The organism is Desulforhabdus sp. TSK (assembly GCF_022836495.1).
GTDB lineage: Bacteria > Desulfobacterota > Syntrophobacteria > Syntrophobacterales > Syntrophobacteraceae > Desulforhabdus.
Genome location: NZ_BQXM01000070.1, coordinates 1 through 3,632 on the forward strand (window position 1 = coordinate 1; position 3,632 = coordinate 3,632).

The 3,632-nt window shown below is 60.1% G+C and carries 6 protein-coding genes; all 6 read left to right on the forward strand.

From position 1 onward, the window contains the following. Positions 1–345, forward strand: a 345-nt coding sequence (locus MWC30_RS21330) for an NADH-quinone oxidoreductase subunit I (protein ID WP_244086220.1), incomplete at its 5' end; no start/stop codon positions are given. Next, positions 333–845, forward strand: coding sequence for an NADH-quinone oxidoreductase subunit J (locus tag MWC30_RS21335; RefSeq protein WP_244086221.1), 513 nt, complete (start codon positions 333–335; stop codon positions 843–845). The genes MWC30_RS21330 and MWC30_RS21335, both read left to right, overlap by 13 nt. A 25-nt stretch (positions 846–870) precedes the next feature. Next, the gene (gene nuoK / locus MWC30_RS21340; RefSeq protein WP_244086222.1) at positions 871–1,173 is read left to right on the forward strand and encodes an NADH-quinone oxidoreductase subunit NuoK; all 303 of its coding nucleotides are present in this window, start codon (positions 871–873) and stop codon (positions 1,171–1,173) included. A gap of 7 nt (positions 1,174–1,180) precedes the next feature. Beyond that, entirely contained in the window at positions 1,181–2,662 is a 1,482-nt protein-coding gene (locus tag MWC30_RS21345) for a monovalent cation/H+ antiporter subunit D family protein (protein WP_244086223.1), read from the forward strand. Next, a complete protein-coding gene (locus MWC30_RS21350; protein ID WP_244086224.1) occupies positions 2,659–2,916 on the forward strand; it encodes a hypothetical protein in 258 nt (85 codons plus the stop codon). The genes MWC30_RS21345 and MWC30_RS21350 overlap by 4 nt, the downstream gene beginning before the upstream one ends. Continuing rightward, the coding region (locus MWC30_RS21355) for a proton-conducting transporter membrane subunit (RefSeq protein WP_244086225.1) at positions 2,909–3,632 on the forward strand (724 nt) is incomplete at its 3' end. The genes MWC30_RS21350 and MWC30_RS21355, both read left to right, overlap by 8 nt.

The following is a 3,632-nucleotide window of genomic DNA, read 5'->3' on the forward strand; positions in this document are numbered from 1 at the left end:
CCGGTGCTGGTCATGCGGGAAGACGGGAAAGAGCGGTGCGTGGCGTGCGGTCTTTGCGAGAAGATCTGCCCGGCCAGGGCCATTTCGATGGTGGGGGGCGAGCGGGAGAACGGGGAGCGGTACCCGGTCTCCTACATTCTCGACATGTCCCGGTGCGTGTACTGCGGGTACTGCGAGGAGGTGTGCCCGAAGGAGGCCATCGTCATGAGCTCGGAGTACGAGGGGCTGGCGGAGCGTGACCGGAGCCGCATGCTGTACTCGAAGGAAGCCCTGCTTCGGAGCGAGGAGAGTGTGAAGGGTCGCATCGAATACATCAGGAGGATTTACTCCAAATGCAATTATTGATGTTTTACATTCTCGGTTTCGGCGCCGTCTTGTCCGCCCTGCTGCTCGTGACGAGCAAAAAGCCGGTGAATGCCGCCATGAGCCTCATCGCGACGATGTTTTGCCTGGCGGGGCTGTACGTGCTTCTCGACGCGCACCTGGTGGCGGTGCTGCAGATCCTGGTGTATGCGGGGGCCGTCATGGTGCTGTTTTTGTTTGTCATCATGCTGCTCAACATCCAGGAAAAGGAGGGGCGCCTTGCGGGGAGCACGATCGCGCTCCAGTTCGTATCGATCCTGGGGGTGGGGATGGTGTTTGTCATCGCGGCGAGCCTGGTGAAGGTGAGGGGGGCGCTGCCGACGGGAGGGGAGCTCTTTCCGTTCGGGACGACGAAGGCCGTGGGGTCGATGCTTTTCACCGAGTACCTGCTGCCCTTTGAGATCGCGTCGATGTTGCTCCTTGCGGCGATTGTGGGGGCGGTGATTCTGGCGAAAAGGAGGATAAGCGATGCGAAGCCGTGAGGGCACGCGTCGCGAAGGGTAGCCTATGGTCACATTGAATTCATACCTGACGTTGAGCGCGGTGCTTTTTTCCATCGGCGCGGTGGGAGTGTTCACGCAGCGCAATGCCCTGATCATGTACATGTGCATTGAGCTCATGCTGAACGCGGTCAATCTAACCTTCATTGCGTTTTCACGCTATCTGAACGATCTTGGCGGGCACGTGTTCGTGTTCATGATCATGACGGTCGCGGCGGCGGAGGCGGCCGTCGGGCTGGCCATCATCATGGCGCTCTTCAGGAACAAAGAGACCGTTAACGTGGATGAAATCAATTTAAGTAAAGGTTAAAGACAACGTGGAAACGATTGTATCCATAAAGCCGTTACTTGCCGTGCTGAGCTCTCTGTTGGCAGTGCCCCTGATCCTGAGAACGGGAGACCGCCCGAACCTGCGGGAAGCGTGTTCGGTCCTGGCCGGTGTGGTGAAGTTTTCCATCGTCATGTCCATGGTGCCGGCCATCCTGTCGGGACATACCATCGAGTATACCCTGGTGAGCTTCTACGAGGGGGTCGACATCAAGTTTCGGGTGGACGCCCTGGGGATGGTGTTTGCGACGGTGTCCTCGTTCCTTTGGATCGTCACCACGTTCTACTCCATAGGATACATGCGCTCGGCCGGGGAGCATGCCCAGACGCGCTACTTCACCTGCTTTGCCATCAGCCTTTCGGCAACCCTCGGAGTGGCCTTTTCGGCAAACCTCATCACGCTGTTTGTCTTCTACGAGATCCTGAGTCTGGCGACAGTGCCGCTGGTCGGCCACAAGGAGACCGCCGAGGCTCAGGAGGGGGCGCGGAAGTATTTTCTCTACCTCCTGAGCTTGTCCAAGACCTTCCTGCTCTCGGGGATCATCATTGTTTTCATGATCGCCGGGACGACGGACTTTCAAAGCGGCGGGTTACTGAGAAGCCAGCCGGGATCGCCGCTCCTGTTCGGGACCTTCTTTCTCTTCCTGTTCGGCCTGGCCAAGGGCGGCGTCATGCCGTTCCACAACTGGCTCCCCTCGGCCATGGTGGCTCCGACGCCGGTGAGCGCGCTCCTGCACGCGGTGGCCGTTGTGAAGGTGGGGGTGTTCTCGATTCTCCGGGTGGTGTTTCACATCTACGGGGTGGACCTCATGAGCCGGATGGGACTCGGGATCGCGGCGGCCTACGTGGTTTCCATCACCATCGTTCTCGGTTCGGTCATCGCCCTATCCAAGGACAACCTGAAGGCGCGGCTGGCGTACTCGACGGTGAGCCAGCTCTCCTACGTGATCCTGGGCGCGGTGCTCCTGACGCCGAGCAGCATGGTGGGGGGCATCATGCACATCGCCAACCACGCCTTCTCCAAGATCACCCTCTTTTTTTGCGCCGGGTCGCTTTACTGCGCGGCCCACAAGACGGAGGTGAGCCAGCTTTCGGGGATCGGCAAGAAGATGCCGTGGACGATGGCGGCCTTTTTCATCGCCTCCCTCAGCATGATCGGGGTGCCGCCGGCGGCGGGGTTCACGAGCAAGTGGTACCTGGCGCTGGGGTCCATGGAGGCCCACGAGATCCCCATCCTGATGGTGCTCCTGGTGAGCACGGTGCTGAACGCGGCCTATTTTCTTCCCATCACGTACAAGGCCTTCTTTGAAAAGGAGGCCCCGGAGGAGGGCCACGGGCACGGGGAGCACCACGAGGAGACGCGGGAGATTCCCATGGTGGTGGTGCCTCTCGTGGTGACGGCGATCATTTCGCTGCTCATAGGTATTTACCCGGATTATTTTTTGAGTCTAGCCCAGGAGGTGATCCGATGATCAGGCGGCTGGTGCTTTACGTGGGGAACCCGGCCAATGCGGCCACCTTGAAGAAGCTCGGGTATCTGTCGCTGGTGCTGGTGTTTTTGTCGGATTTTTTCGTGCATCGGGATCATGCCATCTATCTATGGGACAAGATACCGGGCTGGGGTGCATTTTACGGATTTGTTTCCTGTGTCGTGATCATTCTGGTCTCGAAGTTTCTGGGCCACCAGGGGGGGATCATGCAGGACGAGGGCTATTACGATGACTGATTGGCTTCACCCGTCCATACTCTTCATTTTCGGAGCTTTCGCCATTCCCTTTCTGCGGGGGAAGGTGCGGCAGGCGTACCTGCTGCTGATTCCGCTCGTGGCGATGTTTGTGGTGGCGTCCATGACGCCGGGGACCTACTGGACATACACGTTCCTGGGGACCCCCCTCATTTTCGGAGCGGTGGACAAGCTGAGCCTCGTGTTTGCGTGGGTGTTCACCATCGCGGCCTTCATCAGCTTTGTCTACGCGCTCCACGTGGACGATCCCGGCCAGCACGTGGCGGCCTCCCTCTACATCGGAGGCTCTCTCGGGGTGACCTTCGCGGGGGACTTTTTCACCCTGTTCGTCTTCTGGGAGCTGATGGCCTTCGCCTCGGCCTACCTGGTCTTTGCCAGCCGAAATGACGCGGCCCTCGCCGCCGGCTACCGCTACATCCTGGTGCACATTTTCGGGGGCGTGTGCCTGCTCGGGGGGATCATCCTCCACTACATGGCGACCGATTCCATCGCCGTGCGGGCCGTCGACCACGACGGGAGCCTGGCGTTTTACCTCATGCTCATCGGCGTTATCGTGAACGCCGCCGTGCCTCCCCTCCACGCGTGGCTGACCGACGCCTACCCCGAAGGCACGGTGACGGGCTCGGTCTTCATGTCGGCCTTCACGACCAAGACGGCCGTCTACGTGCTCGTGCGGGTGTTTCCGGGGACGGAGCTCC

Coding starts and splice junctions, on each gene's coding strand:
- MWC30_RS21350 (WP_244086224.1), top strand. CDS start 2,659: ATGATCAGGCGGCTGGTGCTTTACGTGGGGAACCCGGCCAATGCGGCC.
- MWC30_RS21335 (WP_244086221.1), top strand. CDS start 333: ATGCAATTATTGATGTTTTACATTCTCGGTTTCGGCGCCGTCTTGTCC.
- nuoK (WP_244086222.1), top strand. CDS start 871: ATGGTCACATTGAATTCATACCTGACGTTGAGCGCGGTGCTTTTTTCC.